Raw genomic sequence first — 19,070 nt, 5'->3', positions numbered from 1 at the left:
TAGGCGTGCCCTGCGGGTGCGCCTACAACTTGATTCGCACTGCGCAAAATAAATAGGGTCCGATCAGTCCTCCGTCCCGAGCAGGAGGAAGTTGCCGGGCCTGGGTCCATCATTGTCCAACAGGGTCGGCGCCTGCGCCTCATCCTTGAGCTGCACCCCGGAGAGCTGGCGGCGCATGGCTTCGCCCAGCAGGTAGGCCAGCTTGTGCATGGCGGTGTCGTAAGACAAACCGGCCACGCGGATGTTGGAGATGCAGTTGCGGGCCGCGTCGGTCAGGCCCACGCGCGGGCCGAAGGTCAGGTAGGCGCCCAGGCTGTCGGGTGAACTCAGGCCCGGGCGCTCGCCGATCAGCACGACACAGGCCTGGGCGCCGAGCAGGTCGCCGATCTCGTCACCGATGGCCACGCGCCCCTGTTCGACCAGGCAGATCGGTGCCAGCGACCACTGCTGCGCCAAGGCCAGGTCACGCAGGCGCTGCAGCATCGGGCCGGCGTGTTCGTGCACGGCCAGCGCGGACAGGCCGTCGGCCACCACGATGCACAGCGCGTGCGGCTGCTTGTCCAAGGCCGCGTGCGCACGCAGCGCCTGGGCGCCGTCCTGGTCCAGCTTGCGACCTAGATCCGGCCGCTGCAGGTAAGCATGCCGATCCGTCGCCGCGCTGTGCAGGGCGATGACCTCCAACCCCAGTTCGCCGATGGTGTGCTGCAGGCCGGCGACGTCCAGCGGCAGATGCACCGCGTCGCGCGCCTGCGCATGGGCGAACTGGAACTCCAGCTGCGCCTGGGTGGGCAGGCTGGTACCGGCGCGGCCCAGGGCGATGCGCGCCGGGGTGAGGCGTCGCAGCTGCGCCCAGGCATCGGGCATGGCCAGGGGCGTTGGCGCGTCATGCTCGCTCATAGCTGCGCCAGCGCCTTGCGGAACGGGGCCGGGACATCGCGCCCGAGCTCGAAGCGGCCATTGTCCAGCCGCAGGATCTGCATCTTTTCCAGCCAGGTCTCGAACTCCGGCGCCGGCCGCAGGCCCAGCACCTGGCGCGCGTAGAGCGCATCGTGGAACGAGGTGGTCTGGTAGTTGAGCATCACATCGTCGCTGCCGGGGATCCCCATGATGAAGTTGATCCCGGCCGTGCCCAGCAGGGTCAGCAGCACGTCCATGTCGTCCTGGTCGGCTTCGGCATGGTTGGTGTAGCAGATGTCGCAGCCCATCGGCACGCCCAGCAGCTTGCCGCAGAAGTGGTCTTCCAGCCCGGCGCGGATGATCTGCTTGCCGTCATACAGGTATTCGGGGCCGATGAAACCGACCACGGTGTTGACCAGCAGTGGCTTGAACCGACGCGCGACCGCGTAGGCGCGCACCTCGCAGGTCTGCTGGTCCACCCCAAAGTGCGCATCGGCCGACAGCGCGCTGCCTTGCCCGGTCTCGAAATACATGACGTTGTCGCCGACGCTGCCGCGGCCCAGCGACAGGCCGGCCTCGTAGCCCTGCTGCAGCAGCGCCAGGTTGACGCCAAAGCTGGCGTTGGCGGCCTCGGTGCCGGCAATGGACTGGAACACCAGGTCCACTGGGGCGCCGCGGTTGATCGCCTCCAGGGTGGTGGTGACGTGGGCCAGCACGCAGGCCTGTGTGGGGATTTCGTAGCCACGGATCACGCCGTCGAGCATCTTCAGCAGTTCGATGATGTCGCCTGTGCTGTCGCTTGCCGGGTTGATGCCGATCACCGCATCGCCGTTGCCGTAGAGCAGGCCGTCCAGCACGCTGGCGGCGATGCCGGCCGCGTCGTCGGTGGGGTGGTTGGGCTGCAGGCGCGTGGACAGCCGCCCGCGCAGCCCCAGCGTGTTGCGAAAGCGCGTGGTCACGCGCATCTTCTGCGCCACCAGGATCAGGTCCTGCACGCGCATCAGCTTGGATACCGCTGCGACCATTTCCGGCATGAGCCCCGGGGCCAGGGCCGCCAGGCGGGTCTCGGTGGCGTCCTCGCCCAGCAGCCAGTTGCGGAAGTCGCCCACGGTCAGGTGCGCGACCGGCGCGAACGCCGCGGCATCGTGGCTGTCCACGATCAGCCGCGTGACCTCGTCGTCCTCGTAGGGGATGACCACCTCGTCCAGGAAGTGTTTCAGCGGCAGTTCGGCCAGCGCCATCTGCGCGGCCACGCGTTCGCGGTCACTCTCGGCGGCCACCCCGGCCAGGCGATCCCCGGAACGCGCCGGGGTGGCCTTGGCCAGCAGGGTCTTGAGATCGGCGAACTGCCAGCGCTCACCGCCCGCGATCTGCTGGAAGCCGGACATCAGGCGCGGCTCATGCCCGTTCGACCATGGCATCGGGCTCCGGTCCGCCGCGGCGCAGGCTCAGCCAGCACACCAACATGCCCAGCGCCATCAGCACCACGAACACGCCGGCCACCTGCAGGTTGAACCACACCATCGCCACCAGGCAGACCACCGCCAGCGCCAGAGCGATGCCTGGTACCAGCGGATAACCGGGCGCCCGGTAGCTGCGTTCGAGGGCGGGCTCGCTGCGGCGCAGCTTGAACAGGCTCAGCATGCTCATGATGTACATCACGATGGCGCCGAACACCGACATGGTGATCATCGCCGCGGTCAGGCTCATGCCCTGCAGGGTCACCACGCCGTCGCTGTAGATGGCGGCGATGCCGACCACGCCGCCGGCCAGGATCGCCCGGTGCGGGGTCTGGAAACGCGACAGTTTCGCGAGCCCATGCGGCAGGAAGCCGGCGCGGGCCAGGGCGAAGAACTGCCGCGAGTAGCCCAGGATGATGCCGTGGAAACTGGCGACCAGGCCGAACAGGCCGATCCACACCAGCATGTGCAACCAGCCCGAACTGTCGCCGACCACCGCCTTCATTGCCTGCGGTAGCGGGTCGTTGATGTTGCTCAGCGCCTTCCAGTCGCCCACGCCGCCGGCCATCACCATCGTGCCGAACGCCAGCGCCACCAGGGTCAGGATGCCGGCGATGTAGGCGCGCGGGATGGTGCGTCGTGGATCGCGGGCTTCCTCGGCGGCCATCGCCGCGCCCTCGATCGCCAGAAAGAACCAGATGGCGAACGGGATCGCCGCGAAGATGCCGGCGATCGCCGCGCCGCTGAAATGGTCCTGGCCGGCCCAGCCGTTGGCGGCGAAGTTGGCGAAGCTGAAACCCGGCGCCACCACGCCCATGAACACCAGCAGTTCGATCACCGCCAGGATGGTCACCACCAGCTCGAAGGTCGCCGCGATGCTCACCCCCAGGATGTTCAAGGTCATGAACACCCCATAGGCGCCCACCGCGGCCAGGCGCGGATCCAGATCGGGGAACTGCACGTTGAGATACGAGCCGATGGCCATCGAGATCGCCGGCGGGGCGAAGACGAACTCGATCAACGTGGCGATTCCGGCCACCATCCCTGCGGTATTGCCGAAGGCCCGCCAGCTGTAGGCGAACGGCCCACCGGCGTGGGGGATGGCGGTGGTCAGCTCGGTGAAGCTGAAGATGAAGCAGGTGTACATGGCCGCCACCACCAGCGTGGTGACCAGAAAGCCCAGCGTGCCGGCGACGCCCCAGCCATAGCTCCAGCCGAAGTATTCGCCGGAAATCACCAGGCCCACGGCGATCCCCCACAGGTGCAGGGTGCCCAGGGTGGGTTTGAGTTGTTCGCTCGACATCACGCGCATCTCCAAAGCAGGGGGAGGAGATGGAGCGCGGCCCAGCCTGGACCGGCCCCGCGACGGCTGTTGCAACTGCGGTAGGTCCCGCGCCGTGCCGGAGGTTCGTGGGGGAACGGCCAGGACGCGATGACGTTTCGGTTATACAACCAAAGCGCCAGGCGTGCAGGCCCAGGCCGGGCCTTTAGGGCATCGGCGCCTGGTCAGCGCCGGGCTGGTCGCGACTGGCTACTGGCCCCGATCCAGAACTAGCAGCGGATCGATGCGGGTCTCGAACCAGCTCATGCCCCAGTGCAGGTGCGGCCCGGTCGCGCGTCCGGTGCTGCCGGCCGCGCCGATCACCTGGCCCTGTTCGACCCGATCGCCCACCTTCACGTCCAGGCGTGAGAGGTGCAGGAAGTTCGAGCTCACCCCGTAACCGTGGTCCAGCAGGATCGTGCCGCCGGTGAGGTACAGGTCCGGGTTGGCGAAGGTGACCACCCCGGCTGCCGGCGCCTTGACCGGGGTGCCGGTGGGCACGGCGATGTCCATGCCCGAATGGCCGGCCGGGGAGGGCTGTCCGTTGTAGACCCGGGCATTGCCGAAGCGGCCGCTGATGCGGCCGGTGACCGGCCAGATGAAGGGCTGGGCGAAATCGACGCGATCGTCATCGCGGTCGCGCGCGGCGCTGACTTCGGCCTGTTCGCGGGCGATGCGCGCGGCGATGGCCGGCGGTGGGTTGACGCTCTTGGGCGGCACGCCGTTGACGCGTTCGGTGGGCCAGTCGCGCGGGGTGACCGCGATGGACACGGTCTGCGGCGCACCGCCGGGGGCGGTGACCTGGACCTGCAGCGGTCCGGCTTCGTTGCGGCCCACGCCGAACACCACGGTGCCATAGCCGGTCACCCGCAGGGTGCGTCCGGCGTAGCGCACGTCGCTGCCGGGCGCGACCTTGCCGAACACCAGCGCGCCCTGGGAGACCGAGGTCGGGAACACCACCTGCGCCTCGGCCTGGGCCCGCGCGGGCATGGCCGTGGACAGGGCCAGCGGGGCGCCGGCCGCAGCCAGCAGCAGGGCCAACAGTGCCGGCCTCATCGATTGAACTCCAGCCGCATCCCGCGCGGGGTCCCCACCAGTTGCTCGCCGTTCCAGACCATGCGGCCGTTGACCCAGGTCGCCCCGATCCTGTGGTGGAAGGTGGTGTCTTCGAACGGCGACCAGCCACACTTGGACAGCACGTCCTCGCGCTGCACGGTGAAGTCCTCGTCATCGATCAGCACCAGGTCGGCCCAGTAGCCTTCGCGCAAGAAGCCGCGCTCGGCCACGTCGAACAGCTGCGCCGGCGCGTGCGCGGTCTTGCGCACGACCTGGGTGATGCTGGTCTTCTTCTCGTGGACCAGCTCGAGCGCGGCGACCAGCGCGTGCTGCACCAGCGGCAGGCCGCCGGGCGCCTGGAGGTAGCCGGTCTGCGACTTCTCGTCCAGCGTGTGCGGCGCGTGGTCGGTGGCCAGCACGTCGATCACGTCGTCGTTCAGGGCCTTGATCAGCGCCAGGCGATCGGACCTGTCCTTGATCGCCGGGTTGCACTTGATGAAGTTGCCCAGGCGCGCGTAGTCGCCGCGTTCGAAATGCAGGAAGTGGATGCAGGTCTCGGCGGTGATCTGCTTGCGCGTGCCGTCCGCGCCCACCAGTGGGGCCGCCTTGAACAACGCCAGCTCCTCGGCAGTGGACAGGTGCAGCACGTGCAGGCGGGTGCCGTGTCGCTTCGCCAGCGACAGCGCCAGTTGCGTGGACTTGAGGCAGGCCTCGCGCGAGCGGATGTCCGGATGGAATTCCACCGGGATCTCATCGCCATACCGGGCCTGGTAGCGGGCGAGGTTGGCCTCGATCGTCGGGGTGTCCTCGCAGTGGGTGATGATCGGCACCGGCGCATCGCGGAAGATCGCCTCCAGCGTGGCCGGGTCATCGACCAGCATGTTGCCGGTGGAGGCGCCCATGAACACCTTCACTCCTGGGGTGGCCTTCGGATCGGTGCGCCGGATCTCGTCCAGGTTGTCGTGGCTGGCGCCCATGTAGAAGCCGTGGTTGCCCCAGGCGCGGCCCTTGGCCAGCGCGTACTTGGCTTCCAGCGCCTCGGCGCTGAGCGTGGGTGGGCGGGTGTTGGGCATCTCCATGAAGCTGGTCAGCCCGCCGGCGACCGCGGCGGCCGATTCGGTGGCGATGTCGCCCTTGTGGGTCAGCCCCGGTTCGCGGAAATGCACCTGACCATCGATCATGCCCGGCAGCAGCCAGCGCCCGCCGGCCTCGATCACCGTCTCGTTGGCCCCGACCTTGATGCTGGGGGCGATGCGGGTGATGCGACCGTGCTCGAACCGCAGATCAGCTTCGGCCACGCGGCCTTCGTTGACCAGGCGGGCGTTCACGATCACGGTGGCGGGCATCGGCAGGATCCTTTGGCTGAAGATGAATGGGGAGAGGGCGGCACTGGGTCGTAGCCGCCGGGATGCAGGGGGTGGCAGCGGCCGATGCGTTTGATCGCCATCCAGCCGCCGCGCGCCGGGCCAAACCGGTCGATGGCCTGCATCGCGTATTCCGAGCAGCTGGGCTCGAAACGGCAGCGTGGCCCCAGCAGGGGGCTCACGAAGCGCTTGTAGCCGCGCAATAGGGCGATTAGTCCGCGCCGGAGCATGCCCCCGATGATAAGCGATGCTTCCTCCACCCGGTTGCCCCCCCTGGCCGGGTAGGCTATAAAGGCCCGCTTTTCCCGGCCCGGGAATCATCAAGGACGCTGTTCGTGGCAGCCAAGAAACCCGCAAAACAGGCCGTCAAGGCCGCCAAGAAGCCCGCCGTTGCGAAGAAGGCACCCGTGGCCAAGGCTGCGGCCAAGCCGGCGACGCCGAAGAAGACCGCCCCTGTGGTCAGAAAGGCGGCGACCAAGGCGGCGCCTGCCAAGAAGACCACGAGCACCGCGACCGCCGCCAGGAACGCGACGGTGAAGAAGCCGGCCCCCGCGCCGGCCAAGAAGGCCACGCCACAGACGGCCGCGCCCAAGTCCGTACCGAAGACGGCTGCAAAGTCCGCTCCGGCCAAATCCGCCACCGCCAAGGCCCCCGGCCGCAGCGAGGCCACCGTGGTCAAGAAAACCGCCGCGACGCCCGCGCCTGCTGCGTCCACCGCCAAGGCCGCCCCCGTAAAGAAGACTGTGCCTGCCTCCAAGACCCCATCCAAGACTGCCAAGCCCGCCGCCCCGGCCAAGCCGACCGCCTCGCGCGTGACCGGCAAGATCGCCGTGGCCGTCACCGCGCGCGCGGCCGAGCCCACCCCCAAGACCAAGCTGCGCAAGGTCGAGTACACCGTCGATGAGGCCACCGGCCGCCCCGTGCTGCCCGCCGGCTACAAGCCCAAGGCCGACGAGGAGTACATGAGCCCCCTGCAGCTGGAGTACTTCCGCCAGCGCCTGCTGGGCTGGCGTGCCGACCTGGTTGAAGAATCCAAGCAGACCATCGAGAACCTCAAGGACGAAGTGCGTGATGTCGGCGACGAAGCCGAACGCGCCACCCGCGAAACCGAGAACTCGCTGGAACTGCGCACCCGCGACCGCTACCGCAAGCTGATCGGCAAGATCGACAGCACGCTCAAGCGCCTGGATGCCGGCGACTACGGCTACTGCGTGGATACCGGAGAGGAGATCGGCCTGGAACGCCTGGAAGCGCGCCTGACCGCCGAGCGCACCCTGGATGCGCAGGAACGCTGGGAACACCTGCAAAAGCAGCAGGGCGACTGATCCCTGACCCGATTGTCATGAGAGAAAAAGCCCCGCTCGCGCGGGGCTTTTTCATGTGCATTCGTGGGAGCCGGCATGGCGGCGAAGGACCAGCCAAAGCTGGGCCCATCGTCGTCATGCCGGATCAATCCGGGTCGTAGTCCAGATTGGAGGCCAGCCAGCGCTCGACCTGGGTTAGCTCCACGCCCTTGCGCTTGGCGTAATCCAGCGCCTGCTCCTTGGAGACGCGGCCGACGACGAAATACTGCGACTTGGGATGGCTGAAGTAATAGCCGGAGACTGCCGCGGTGGGCAGCATCGCGAAGCTCTCGGTCAGGCTCATGCTGGCGTTGCCGGGCGCGTCGAGCAGATCGAACAGCAGGCCCTTCTCGCTATGCTCGGGGCAGGCCGGGTAGCCCGGGGCCGGGCGGATGCCGCGGTACTTCTCGGCGATCAGCGCCTCGTTGTCCAGCGTCTCGCCCGCGTCGTAGCCCCAGAACTCGGTGCGCACGCGCTGGTGCAGGCGCTCGGCCAGGGCTTCGGCCAGGCGGTCGGCCAGCGCCTTGAGCAGGATCGCGTTGTAGTCGTCGTGCTGCGCCTCGAAGCGCGCCACGTGCGGTTCGATGCCGATGCCGGCGGTGACGGCGAACGCGCCGATCCAGTCCTGCTTGCCGCTGTCCTTCGGCGCGATGAAGTCGGCCAGGCAGAAATCCGGGCGATCGGCCGGCTTGTCGACCTGCTGGCGCAGGAAGCGCAAGGTCGACGGACCGCGCTCGTGCTGCAGCACCACGTCGTCGCCGATGCTGTTGGCCGGCCACAGGCCGAATACGGCCTTGGCCGTCAGCCACTTCTCCTTGACGATCTGCTTGAGCATGGCCTGGGCATCGGCGAACAACTCGGTCGCCTGCGGGCCCACAACCTCGTCGGTGAGGATGGCCGGATACTTGCCGGCCAGTTCCCAGGCCTGGAAGAACGGGGTCCAGTCGATCAGTGCCACCAGCTCGGCCAGCGGATAATCGTCGAACACGGTGATGCCCGGCTTGGCCGGCGTCGGCGGGGTGTAGCTGTCCCAGCCGCCATCGAATTTCTGACCGCGCGCCTTGCTCAGGGACACCAGGCGCTTGGCGTCGCCGCGGTTGGCGTGGCGCTGGCGGATCTCGGCGTAATCGGCATCGTTGGCCGCGACGAAGGCCGCGCGCATGTCGCGCGAGATCAGCGACTGGGCCACGCCGACCGCGCGCGAGGCGTCCTTCACCCAGACCGTCGGGGCGCTGTAGTGCGGGTCGATCTTCAGCGCGGTGTGCGCGCGCGAGGTGGTGGCCCCGCCGATCATCAGCGGCATCTGGAAGCCCTGGCGCTGCATCTCGCGCGCCACGTGGGTCATTTCCTCCAGCGAGGGCGTAATCAACCCGGACAGGCCGATGATGTCGGCGTTCTCGGCCTTGGCGCGGTCCAGGATGGTCTGGGTCGGCACCATCACGCCCAGGTCGACCACGTCGAAGTTGTTGCAGGCCAGGACCACGCCGACGATGTTCTTGCCGATGTCGTGCACGTCGCCCTTGACCGTGGCCATGATGATCTTGCCGTTGGACTGGCCGGCATCGCCGGTGCGCAGCTTTTCCTCCTCGATGAAGGGCAGCAGGTAGGCCACGGCCTTCTTCATCACCCGCGCGGACTTGACCACCTGGGGCAGGAACATCTTGCCGGCACCGAACAGATCGCCGACCACGTTCATGCCATCCATCAGCGGGCCTTCGATGACGTCCAGCGGACGGGTCGCCTCGGCACGGGCTTCCTCGGTATCGGTCTCGACGAAGGCGTCGATGCCGTGGACCAGGGCGTGGGCCAGCCGCTCGCGCACGGATTTGCTGCGCCAGGCCAGGTCCTCGACCTTCTTTTCGCCCTTCTTGCCCTTGTAGCGCTCGGCGATCTCCAGCAGACGCTCGGTGCCGTCCTTGCGGCGGTTGAGGATCACGTCCTCCACGCGCTCGCGCAGTTCCGGCTCCAGGTCGTCGTAGATCGGCAGCGCGCCGGCGTTGACGATGCCCATGTCCATGCCGGCCTTGATGGCGTGGTACAGGAACACCGAGTGGATCGCCGCGCGCACGGTCTCGTTGCCGCGGAAAGAGAAGGACACGTTGGACACGCCGCCGGACACGTGGCAGTGCGGCAGGGTCTGTTTGATGACGCGCGTGGCTTCGATGAAGTCCACCGCGTAGTTGTCGTGCTCCTCGATGCCGGTGGCCACGGCGAAGATGTTGGGGTCGAAGATGATGTCTTCGGGCGGGAAGCCGACCTGCTCGGTGAGGATCCTGTAGGCGCGCGTGCAGATCTCGACCTTGCGCGCGCAGGTATCGGCCTGGCCGGTTTCGTCGAAGGCCATCACCACCGCGGCCGCGCCATAGCGCAGCACCTTGCGCGCGTGTTCGATGAAGGCGGCCTCGCCCTCCTTGAGCGAGATCGAATTGACCACGCCCTTGCCCTGCAGGCACTGCAGGCCGGCCTCAATCACGCTCCACTTGGAACTGTCGACCATCACCGGGATGCGGGCGATGTCCGGCTCGGAGGCGATCAGGTTGAGGTAGCGCACCATGGCCTTTTCCGAATCGATCAGGCCCTCGTCCATGTTGACGTCGAGGATCTGTGCGCCGCTCTCCACCTGCTGGCGGGCGACCTCGACCGCGTCTTCGTAGCGCTCTTCCTTGACCATCTTGCGGAACTGCGCGCTGCCGGTGACGTTGGTGCGCTCGCCGACATTGACGAACAGCAACTGCGGGGTGATGACCAGCGGTTCCAGGCCGGACAGACGGGTATAGCGGGGAGAAGTCATACGGCGACCAGATTCGGGTAGCGGTGCAGGTGCAGGGGGATCAGGCGGCGTCGGCCAGGCGCTGGGGCAGGGCGCGTGGGGCGAGACCGGACACGGCGTTGGCGATCGCGCGGATATGGTCCGGCGAGGTACCGCAGCAGCCGCCGACCAGGTTGAGCAGGCCGGCGGTGGCGAACTCGTGCAGGGTCTCGGCCATTTCCTCCGGGGTCTCGTCGTATTCGCCGAAGGCGTTGGGCAGGCCGGCGTTGGGATGCGCGCTGACGTAGCAGTCGGCCACGGTGGACAGGGTTTCCACGTGCGGACGCAGGTCCTTGGCGCCCAGCGCGCAGTTCAATCCGATCGACAGCGGCCGCGCATGCATCAGCGAGGTGTAGAAGGCCTCGGCGGTCTGGCCCGACAGCGTGCGCCCGGAGGCATCGGTGATGGTGCCGGAGATCATCACCGGCAGCCGCGCGCCGCGCGCATCGAAGGCTTCCTCGATGGCGAACAGCGCGGCCTTGGCGTTGAGCGTGTCGAAGATGGTCTCGACCATGATCGTGTCGGCGCCGCCGTCGATCAGGCCATCGACCGCCTCGCGGTAGGTCACGCGCAGCGCGTCGAAGCTGGTGTTGCGAAAGCCCGGATCGTTGACATCCGGGCTGATCGAGGCGGTGCGACTGGTCGGCCCGACCACGCCGATCACGAAGCGCGGCTTGTCCGGCGTCTTGGCTTCAATCGCGTCGCAACATGCGCGTGCGATGCGCGCACCTTCCTTATTCAACTCGTAGACCAGGTGCTCCAGGTGGTAGTCGGCCTGGCTGACCGAGGTCGCGTTGAAGGTATTGGTCTCCAGCAGGTCGGCACCGGCTTCGAGATACGCGGTGTGCACCCCGGCGATGACCTGCGGATTGCTGAGCAGCAGCAGGTCGTTGTTGCCTTTGAGGTCATGGCCGTGGTCGCAGCCCGGGCCGTGCACGTGGCCTTCCTCGGCATGCTGGCTGTCGAAGCCGCCGGCGAAGCGTTCGCCACGGTAATCGGCTTCCTCCAGCTTGTGACGCTGGATCATGGTGCCCATCGCCCCGTCGATGATCAGGATACGGCTGGCCAGTGCGTCCAGCAGCTGCTGGGTACGGGCGGGGTTGAGCCAGGGCAGGGATTGGGTGGTGCTCATGCGGCGCTCCTCACGGCTTGATGCCGGTCAGCGAGATGACTTCGAAATGGGGCGGACGGCGTTCGCGGGTGACCACTTGCAGGCTGGCGACCTGCAGGCCGGCCTTGGTCGCGAAACGGCGCAGTTCGGCGTCGGAAAACCCCAGGTTGACGTGGCCGTAGGCGGTCACCACCGACTGGTGTTCGTGCTTGCCCAGGCTGGACAGCAGCAGCTTGCCGCCCGGGCGCAGCACGCGCGCGGCCTCGGCCACGGCCTTGGCCGGCTGCTCGGAATAGGTCAGGGCGTGCATCAGCACGACCAGGTCGAAGGTGCCGGCCTCGAAAGGCAGGGCATGCATGTCACCCTCGCGCACCTCCACATTTGGAAAGCGACGCAGGCGCTCGCCGGCGGCGGCGACCACGCGCGCGCTGGTATCCACGCAGACATAGCGGTGCGAATGCGGCGAGAGCAGTTCGGCCAGCACGCCATCGCCGGAGGCGATGTCCAGCACGTCGCCGGTTTCCAGCAGCGGCAGCGCGGTACGCGCCAGCGCCTCCCAGGTGCGGCCGGGCGAGTAATGGCGCTCCATGTCGCCGGCCACGCTGTCGGCCCAGTTCTGGGTGGCCGCGCGCGCGGCCAGGACTTCGGCCACGCGCTCTGCGTCCTGGCGCAGCAGCGGATCGTCGCTGCCGGCGCGCAGGCTGCGCCACAGGTCGCGCTGGGACGGGTCCAGGTTGTCCTCGTCGAAGCGATAGTAGGCCGAGACGCCGGCGCGACGGTCGCGCACCAGGCCGGCATCCTTGAGCTTGGCCAGGTGTGTGGACACGCGCGGCTGGGCTAGGCGGGTGATTGCCGAGAGCTCGGCCACGGTCAGTTCCTCGCCGGCCAGCAGGGCCAGCAGGCGCACGCGCGTGGCATCGGCAAACACTTTGAGCCGGGCAGACCAGGCTTCGAGATCCATCATTTATCTCTATATCGCGATGGCGAGATATTTTGATGGCGAAGGCGCTCCGGGTCAATTCCATACGCAACCGCATGGTGGTCGGCTACAATCGCGGCCACCGCAGCTTTTGGAAGGGAAAGACCGTGGATTTCGGATATACCGAAGAGCAGCTGATGATCCAGGACGTGGCCCGCCGGATCGCCCAAGAGAAGATCGCGCCCAGCGCCGAACATTTCGACAGGACCGGCGAGTTCCCGCTGGAAAACATCCAGCTGCTGGGCGAAAACGGCCTGATGGGCATCGAGGTGCCCGACGAGTACGGCGGCGCGGGCATGGATCCGATCTGCTACGTGCTGGCGATGATCGAAGTCGCTGCCGGCGACGCGGCGCACTCGACCATCATGTCGGTCAACAACTCGCTGTACTGCACCGGCCTGCTCAAGTTCGGCAGCGAGGCGCAAAAGCAGACCTATGTGCGCGCCATCGCCGACGGCAGCCAGATCGGTGCCTTCGCCCTGACCGAGCCGCAGTCCGGCTCGGACGCCACCGCGATGCGCTGCCGCGCGGTCAGGCAGGGCGACGGAACCTTCGTGATCAATGGCAAGAAGAGCTGGATCACCTCTGGTCCGGTGGCCAAGTACATCGTGCTGTTCGCCATGACCGACCCGGACAAGGGCGCGCGCGGCATCACCGCCTTCATCGTCGATACCGAGCGTGCGGGCTTTGGGCGCGGCAAGACCGAGCCCAAGCTGGGCATCCGCGCCTCGGCCACCTGCGAGATCGAGTTCAACGATTACATCGCCCAGCCGGCCGAGGTCATCGGCGAGGAAGGGCAGGGCTTCAAGATCGCCATGGGGGTGCTGGACGCGGGCCGCATCGGCATCGCCTCGCAGGCCATCGGCATCGCCCGCGCCGCCTATGAAGCGACGCTGGCGTACGTGAAGGAGCGCAAGGCCTTCGGCGCGGCCATCGGCACCTTCCAGATGACCCAGGCCAAGATCGCCGACATGAAGTGCAAGCTGGATGCGTCGCTGCTGCTGACGCTGCGCGCGGCCTGGCTTAAGCAGCAGGGCAAGCCCTTCAGCAGCGAGGCGGCCATCGCCAAGCTCACCGCCTCGGAGAGCGCCATGTGGATCACCCACCAGGCCGTGCAGATCCACGGCGGCATGGGTTACTCCAAGGAAATGCCACTGGAGCGCTACTTCCGCGATGCCAAGATCACCGAGATCTATGAAGGCACTTCGGAAATCCAGCGTCTGGTGATTGCCCGCGGCGAGACCGGGTTGCGCTGAGCGGCTGCCGCGCGCCAGCACGTTGTCTTTCGACGACGTCCGCCGGAGCGCTCAACCGCGACGCCAAGATCACCGAGCTCTACGAAGGCACCAGCGAGATCCAGCGTCTGGTGATCGCGCGCGGCGAGACCGGGCTGCGCTGAGCGGCTGCCGCGCGCCAGCACGTCGTCTTTCGACGACGCCCGCTGGAGCGCTCAACCGCGACGCCAAGATCACCGAGCTCTACGAAGGCACCAGTGAGATCCAGCGCCTGCTGATCGCCCGCGGAGAAACCGGGCTGCGCTGACACGCGCTTGTCATGATGGTGTGCAGATGGCGCCTGCGGGCGCCATCGTCGTGTCTGGGTGCTTGGAAACCGTGGTGCATTCGTGGGTTTGTCGCGACACGGCCGGACAGAATCGGCGGTTCCCCCGATGCAAAAGGAGTTGTCATGGCAACACGCACGACGCGTTCCACCCTCGCCCTGGCCGTGTTCCTTGCCCTCAGTGGGCAGGCGCATGGCGCGGTGTTCATCAACGAGCTGCACTACGACAACAGCGGCACGGACACCGGCGAGGCGGTCGAAGTGGTCGCCACCGCTGGTGAGTCGCTGGCCGGCTACCAGGTGGTCCGCTACAACGGTGGCACGCCGTACGGCACCAACACTTTGTCCGCCGGCACGGCCGCCAGCTGCGGCAGTGCGACCATCGCCACGCTCAGCTATCCCAGCAATGGATTGCAGAACGGCAGCGCCGATGGCCTGGCCCTGGTGGATTCGGCCGGCAATCTCGTCCAGTTCCTCAGCTACGAGGGCCAGATCACCGCCTCCAGCGGTCCGGCCGCCGGCGCGACCAGCACCAACCTGCCGGTGAGCGAAGGCAGCAGTACGCCGTCCGGCACATCGCTGCAACTGAGCGGCACGGGGTCGGAGGCTGCGGATTTCAGCTGGAATGCGGCGGTGGCCGAGACCTTTGGCGCCTGCAATGCCGGGCAAAGCTTCGATGGTGATGGGGGCGGTGGTTCGAGCAATACCGCACCGACGGTGGTCTCGACCACGCCGCTCGACGGCGCGACGGGCTTTCCGGCGGCGGGCGACCTGGAGGTCACCTTCAGCGAGCCGGTCACCCTGGGCAATGGCGCCCTGAGCCTGAGCTGCGCGAGCAGTGGTAGCGTCCCTCTGACGTATGCGAGTGCCAGTGGCAGCGGCTTTTCCGCCTCCACCGATACCGCGCTCTATGCGGGGGAAGCCTGCACCTTCACCGTCCTGGCCTCCGCGGTGAGCGATGCGGAAGGGGCGCATCCGGCGACGAACACGGTCGTCGATTTCACCGTGGCCGACGCCGGCGGCGGCGGGAGCGACGGCTATTACAGCCGGGTCAACACCAGCAACGCGAGCCAGCTGCGGTGTTCGCTGCACGAAACCATCAAAGGCCACACCGCGTATCCCTACAGCGGCAGTGGGACCAGCACCTGGTCGATCCTGGAGATCGCAGACGAGGACCCGACCGACAGCGGCAAGGTCCTGGACGTCTACAAGAACCACCGCTATACCAAGGGCAGCGATCGGGCAGGCACGGGCTCGGGCACCACCTACAACCGCGAGCACACCTGGCCCAACTCGTTGGGATTCGGCAGCGCCACCGGCGACATGGGCCTGCCTTACGCGCCCTACACCGATACCCACATGCTGTTCCTGACCGACAGCAGCTACAACGCCAGCCGCGGCAACAAGCCCTACGCCAACTGCCCGTCGTCGTCCAACTGCAGTGAGCTGACCACTGAATCCAACGGAGGCCAGGGAGGGGGAAGCGGAACCTACCCGGGCAATTCCAACTGGGTGCAATCGCCCGATGGCAATCAGGGCTCGTTCGAGGTCTGGGGTGCACACAAGGGCGATGTGGCCCGTGCGGTGATGTACATGGCGATCCGCTACGAAGGCGATGCCGATCCCAATACCGGTCAGTCCGAGCCGGACCTAGAACTGACCGACGACCGCAGCAAGATCGTGATCACCTCGTCCTCGCCGGCCTACATGGGGCTGTTGTCCACGCTGCTGGCCTGGAGCGCGGCCGATCCGCCGGACGATGCCGAGCGCGCCCGCAACGAGGTGATCTACAGCTTCCAGGGCAATCGCAATCCCTTCGTCGATCACCCCGAGTGGGCCACCGCGGCCTTGTTCACCTCATCCAAGCCGGCGACCTGCCAGCTCGCCAACTGAGCGCTCGCCTCTTGCGCTGAAAAAGAAAGCCCCGGCTTGGCCGGGGCTTTTTCGTTTCTCGTCGGACCTGGCGGTCAGTGGCCGCCGTGTCCTGGCGTGGCCTCGCCCGCATCTTGGTCGCGGTGAGTTTCCAGGTATTCCTTGGAGGGCTCGTCCATCTTGTCGCCCAGCAGGCGCCGCACCACGATGAAGAACATCGGGATCAGCAGCAGGCCCAGCACCGTGGCGAAGAGCATGCCGCCGATCACGCCGGTGGAGATGGCGTGGCGGGCATTGGCGCCTGCGCCGCTGGAGATCGCCATCGGCACCACGCCCATGATGAAGGCGAAGGACGTCATCAGGATCGGGCGCATGCGCAGGTGGGCGGCGTTGACGATGGCGTCGTGCAGGGTGCGTCCCTGCGCGCGTTCCATCACCGCGAACTCCACGATCAGGATCGCGTTCTTCGAGGCCAGGCCGATCACCGTGATCAGGCCGATCTGGAAGAAGATGTCGTTGGACAGGCCGCGCAGCATGGTGAAGGCCAGGGCGCCCAGGGCGCCCAGCGGCACCACCAGCAGCACCGAGACCGGGATCGACCAGCTCTCATACAGCGCTGCCAGGCACAGGAACACCACCACCAGGGACAGCACCAGCAGCAAGGTCTGGCTGTTGCCGGCCAGGATCTCCTGGTAGCTCATGCCCGACCAGTCATAGCCGAAGCCGGCTGGCAGCTTCTCGTTGACCAGCTGCTCCATGGTGTTCATGGCTTGGCCCGAGGAGCTGCCTGGCGCCGCCGAACCGTTGATGTTCACCGCCGAGTAGCCGTTGTAGCGCGCCAGCGACGGCGGCTCGGACTGCCAGCTGCTGGACACCACGTTGGACAGCGGGATCATCGCCGCGTTGCCGTTGGCATCGGTTTCGGTGGAACTGGGCGTGTAGAAGCGGTCCAGCGACTCGGGCCCGGTGCGGAACTGCGCATCGGCGCGCATGTTCACGCGCTTGATGCGGCCACCGTAGAAGAAGTCATTGACGTACACCGGGGCCAGCATCAGCTGGATGGAGGTGTAGATGTCGCTGACCGACAGGCCCATGGACTGCGCCTGCACGCGGTCAACCTTGAGCTGCAGCTGCGGCGCGTTCTCCAGCGTATTGGGGCGGACCTGCATCAGGCTCTTGTCCTGTGCGGCCAGGCCCAGCAACTGGTTGCGCGCGGCCATCAGCGCATCCTGGCCGGCGCCGGTGCGGTCCTGCAGCCACATGTCGAAGCCGCCGAACTGGCCCAGGCCCTGGATCGTGGGCAGGTTGACCACGAAGATCTGCGCGCCCTTGATTCCCTGCAGCGCCCCGTTGGCCTGGCCGATGAACTGGGTCACGCCACCCGGACGCTCATCCCAGGGCTTGAGCTTGATGAACGCCATGCCGACGTTCTCGCCCTGGCCCAGGAAGCTGAAGCCGGTGATCTGCAACATGCCCTCGAACCCGTCGATCTTGTCCAGCGTCCCGCGGATCTGGGTCATGACCTCGTTGGTCTTCTGCAGGGGCGTGCCCGGGGGCGCCTGCACGATGGCCAGCGCATAGCCCTGGTCTTCCTCGGGGATGAAGCTGCTGGGGATGCGGGTGAACAGGAACCCGGTCAGCACCACCAGCACTGCGAACAGGATCATCCAGCGCGGCGCATGCCGCACCTGCCGGCCGATCATGCCTACATAGCTCTTCTCGGTCTTGCCGTAGTACTTCTCGAAGGTGCGGAAGACGATGTTCTTCTTCTTCTCGTGGCTGTCGTGCGCATGCTGCTTGAGGAAGCTGGCGCACAGCGACGGAGTGAAGCCCAGCGCCAGGAAGGCCGAGAAGGCCATCGAGATGGCGATGGTGAGCGCGAACTGCTTGTAGATCTCACCTGAGGCGCCGCCCTGCAGCGCCGAGGGAATGAACACCGCCGCCAGCACCACGGTAATGGCCACCACCGCGCCGGTGATCTGCTCCATGGCCTTGATCGTCGCCTCCTTGGGGGGAAGCTTTTCCTCGGCCATGATGCGTTCGACGTTCTCGATCACCACGATCGCGTCATCGACCACGATGCCGATCGCCAGGACCATGGCGAACATGGTCAGCTGGTTGATGGTGAAGCCGATGATGTCCAGGCCCATGAAGGTGCCCAGGAGCGCCACCGGAATGACCAGGGTGGGGATGATCGTCGCGCGGAAGTTCTGCAGGAAGATCAGCATCACCAGGAACACCAGGATGATGGCCTCGATCAGCGTGTGGACCACTTCCTCGATGGAGATCGTGACGAAGGTCGTGGTCTCATAGGGCGTGAACCAGCTGACGCCGGGCGGGAAGCTGGCCGCCAGGTCGTTCATCTTGGCCTCGACCGCGTCGTACACGCTCAGCGCATTGGCGCCCGGCAGCAGCTGGATGGCGAAAGCGCCCATCGGCTTGCCGTTGTACTGGGTGTCGAAGCCGTAGTTCTGCGGGCCAAACCCCACGCGCGCCACGTCCTTGAGCTTGACCGTGGTGCCGTCGGCATTGGCGCGCAGGATTACGTTCTCGAACTGCGACGGATCGGTGAAGCGACCTTCCGCGGACACCGTGGCCTGGAAGGCCTGGCCGTCCGGCGCAGGGTCGGCACCGAGCGAGCCGGCGGCGAACTGCACGTTCTGCGCCTTCAGCGCCGCTTCCACGGTGCTGGCCGACATGTTGTAGCCCTGCAGCTTCTCCGGGTTGAGCCAGATGTTCATGGCGTACTCGGAACCGAAGTGCTGGGTGCTGCCCACGCCCGGCACGCGCGCGATCTGGTCGAGCACGCGCGAGGCGATGATGTCGTTGAGGTGGTTGCGGTCGATGCTTGCGGTGTCGGAACGTACGCCAACCACCATCAGGAAGCCCGCATTGGCCTTGGCCACCACCACACCCTGCGCGGTCACTTCCGAGGGCAGGCGTGGCTGGGCCAGCGAGACCTTGTTCTGGACCTGGACCTGGGCGATGTCCGCATCGGTGCCGGTCTGGAAGGTCAGGGTGATGGTGACCCGGCCTGACGAACTGGAGGTCGAGCTGAAGTACAGCAGGTTGTCGATGCCGGTCAGCTGCTGCTCGATGACCTGGGTCACCGAGCGCTCGGCCGTCGAGGCACTGGCGCCCGGATAGCTGGCCGTCACCGTGATCTGCGGCGGGGCCACGTTGGGGTAGGACTCGACACCCATGTTGAGGATCGAGATCACGCCCGCAAGCGAGATCAGGATCGCCACGACCCAGGCGAAGACCGGGTGGTTGATGAAGAACTTGGGCATTGGGGGAA

15 protein-coding genes are annotated in these 19,070 nt (G+C 67.0%); 5 read left to right on the top strand and 10 right to left on the bottom strand.

Annotated features, from left to right (window positions below):
• Positions 1 to 63: 63 nt before the first annotated feature.
• The 6 genes from eutC to yidD form a co-directional block, all read right to left on the bottom strand.
• Positions 64 to 897 carry an ethanolamine ammonia-lyase subunit EutC gene (eutC, locus tag ACORQU_RS18815; protein ID WP_491642537.1) on the bottom strand — a complete coding sequence of 278 codons (834 nt, stop codon included), beginning with the start codon at positions 895 to 897 and terminating at the stop codon, positions 64 to 66.
• The gene (locus ACORQU_RS18810) at positions 894 to 2,285 is read right to left on the bottom strand and encodes an ethanolamine ammonia-lyase subunit EutB (RefSeq protein WP_491645178.1); all 1,392 of its coding nucleotides are present in this window, start codon (positions 2,283 to 2,285) and stop codon (positions 894 to 896) included. The genes eutC and ACORQU_RS18810 overlap by 4 nt, the downstream gene beginning before the upstream one ends.
• A gap of 10 nt (positions 2,286 to 2,295) precedes the next feature.
• Positions 2,296 to 3,660 (bottom strand): ethanolamine permease, encoded by a 1,365-nt coding sequence (eat, locus tag ACORQU_RS18805; protein ID WP_491642536.1) that lies wholly within the window; start codon positions 3,658 to 3,660, stop codon positions 2,296 to 2,298.
• A 228-nt stretch (positions 3,661 to 3,888) separates the two neighbouring features.
• A complete protein-coding gene (locus ACORQU_RS18800) occupies positions 3,889 to 4,734 on the bottom strand; it encodes a M23 family metallopeptidase (protein ID WP_491642535.1) in 846 nt (281 codons plus the stop codon).
• Positions 4,731 to 6,080: a dihydroorotase gene (locus tag ACORQU_RS18795; RefSeq protein ID WP_491642534.1), complete on the bottom strand. Its 1,350-nt coding sequence runs from the start codon at positions 6,078 to 6,080 to the stop codon at positions 4,731 to 4,733. Before ACORQU_RS18795 ends, ACORQU_RS18800 begins: the two co-directional genes overlap by 4 nt.
• On the bottom strand, positions 6,065 to 6,328 hold the full coding sequence (gene yidD, locus ACORQU_RS18790) for a membrane protein insertion efficiency factor YidD (RefSeq protein ID WP_271645573.1): 264 nt from the start codon (positions 6,326 to 6,328) through the stop codon (positions 6,065 to 6,067). The genes ACORQU_RS18795 and yidD overlap by 16 nt, the downstream gene beginning before the upstream one ends.
• A 105-nt stretch (positions 6,329 to 6,433) precedes the next feature.
• Here yidD and dksA point away from each other — a divergent pair, with 105 nt between their 5' ends.
• Positions 6,434 to 7,423 carry an RNA polymerase-binding protein DksA gene (dksA, locus tag ACORQU_RS18785; protein WP_491642533.1) on the top strand — a complete coding sequence of 330 codons (990 nt, stop codon included), beginning with the start codon at positions 6,434 to 6,436 and terminating at the stop codon, positions 7,421 to 7,423.
• 124 nt (positions 7,424 to 7,547) lie between these two features.
• Here the strand turns inward: dksA and metH are convergent, their stop codons facing one another.
• The 3 genes from metH to ACORQU_RS18770 are packed head-to-tail and all read right to left on the bottom strand — an operon-like array spanning position 7,548 to position 12,322.
• A complete protein-coding gene (gene metH / locus ACORQU_RS18780) occupies positions 7,548 to 10,232 on the bottom strand; it encodes a methionine synthase (RefSeq protein ID WP_491642532.1) in 2,685 nt (894 codons plus the stop codon).
• A 40-nt stretch (positions 10,233 to 10,272) separates the two neighbouring features.
• A complete protein-coding gene (locus ACORQU_RS18775) occupies positions 10,273 to 11,382 on the bottom strand; it encodes a homocysteine S-methyltransferase family protein (protein WP_491642531.1) in 1,110 nt (369 codons plus the stop codon).
• Positions 11,383 to 11,392: 10 nt separating this feature from the next.
• Positions 11,393 to 12,322 (bottom strand): ArsR/SmtB family transcription factor, encoded by a 930-nt coding sequence (locus tag ACORQU_RS18770; RefSeq protein ID WP_491645177.1) that lies wholly within the window; start codon positions 12,320 to 12,322, stop codon positions 11,393 to 11,395.
• A gap of 74 nt (positions 12,323 to 12,396) precedes the next feature.
• On the opposite strand from ACORQU_RS18770, the gene ACORQU_RS18765 reads away from it, so the two are divergent.
• The 4 genes from ACORQU_RS18765 to ACORQU_RS18750 all read left to right on the top strand — a co-directional run bounded on the left by ACORQU_RS18765 (position 12,397) and on the right by ACORQU_RS18750 (position 15,793).
• The gene (locus tag ACORQU_RS18765) at positions 12,397 to 13,596 is read left to right on the top strand and encodes an acyl-CoA dehydrogenase family protein (RefSeq protein ID WP_491645176.1); all 1,200 of its coding nucleotides are present in this window, start codon (positions 12,397 to 12,399) and stop codon (positions 13,594 to 13,596) included.
• Positions 13,593 to 13,739: an acyl-CoA dehydrogenase family protein gene (locus tag ACORQU_RS18760; RefSeq protein ID WP_491645175.1), complete on the top strand. Its 147-nt coding sequence runs from the start codon at positions 13,593 to 13,595 to the stop codon at positions 13,737 to 13,739. The genes ACORQU_RS18765 and ACORQU_RS18760 overlap by 4 nt, the downstream gene beginning before the upstream one ends.
• Positions 13,736 to 13,882, top strand: a complete 147-nt coding sequence (locus ACORQU_RS18755) for an acyl-CoA dehydrogenase family protein (RefSeq protein WP_491645174.1) — start codon at positions 13,736 to 13,738, stop codon at positions 13,880 to 13,882. The genes ACORQU_RS18760 and ACORQU_RS18755 overlap by 4 nt, the downstream gene beginning before the upstream one ends.
• 144 nt (positions 13,883 to 14,026) lie before the next feature.
• Positions 14,027 to 15,793, top strand: coding sequence for an endonuclease (locus ACORQU_RS18750; protein WP_491642530.1), 1,767 nt, complete (start codon positions 14,027 to 14,029; stop codon positions 15,791 to 15,793).
• A gap of 74 nt (positions 15,794 to 15,867) precedes the next feature.
• On the opposite strand, the gene ACORQU_RS18745 is transcribed toward ACORQU_RS18750, so the two are convergent.
• The gene (locus ACORQU_RS18745; RefSeq protein ID WP_491642529.1) at positions 15,868 to 19,062 is read right to left on the bottom strand and encodes a multidrug efflux RND transporter permease subunit; all 3,195 of its coding nucleotides are present in this window, start codon (positions 19,060 to 19,062) and stop codon (positions 15,868 to 15,870) included.
• Positions 19,063 to 19,070: the final 8 nt, after the last annotated feature.

It is taken from the genome of Pseudoxanthomonas sp. JC1303 (assembly GCF_058448525.1).
This window is presented reverse-complemented; position numbering and strand designations above follow the sequence as displayed.